The 534-nt window shown below is 38.0% G+C and carries 1 pseudogene; it reads left to right on the plus strand.

The features are described 5' to 3' along the window. Positions 1–534, plus strand: a pseudogene (locus ABN217_RS20300) (dimethyl sulfoxide reductase anchor subunit family protein); the annotation flags it as partial.

A 534-nucleotide genomic window follows, 5' to 3' on the forward strand; every position in this document is an offset into this window, starting at 1 on the left:
GCAGCTGTCGCTGGGCTATGTGATGTTTATGCAATGGCATCGATTTATCGTTATACATCAATGCTAGTATGGATGAGTGATAATACTTATCTAATGTTTTATGGCGCTACATTCACACTGGGGGCGGCTGGATATTATTTATTAGTTAATTTGTTGCTAAAGTATAAGCAAGAGAATGTCGTTAAACATTTACCTTACCAATGGGGGTGGGGTCTGTGTGCCGTTATTAGTGCCAGTTTATTTATTAGACTGTTATATCAACCTTATTATGAACGTTATCTGGCCGATACTTCGTATAATAATGAATCAATTACGATACCGATTTCCTCCATTGAGGCTTATCAAGATATCGCTTCATTACGGCTAGTCGGTTGGGGGATAGCAATAGTTGCAGTATTTGTGCTTGGATATAGCGTGTTCCTTCGAACTAAAACTCATCTAGGTAATGTAGCTACTGTGAGACGACAGAAATTTATAGTATTGGGATGGTGTGAAACTATTGTAGGGGAGTTTATGAAACGTAACTGTTTATTT

The organism is Proteus sp. fly-1067 (assembly GCF_040139345.1).
Classification (GTDB): Bacteria; Pseudomonadota; Gammaproteobacteria; order Enterobacterales; family Enterobacteriaceae; genus Proteus; species Proteus vulgaris_B.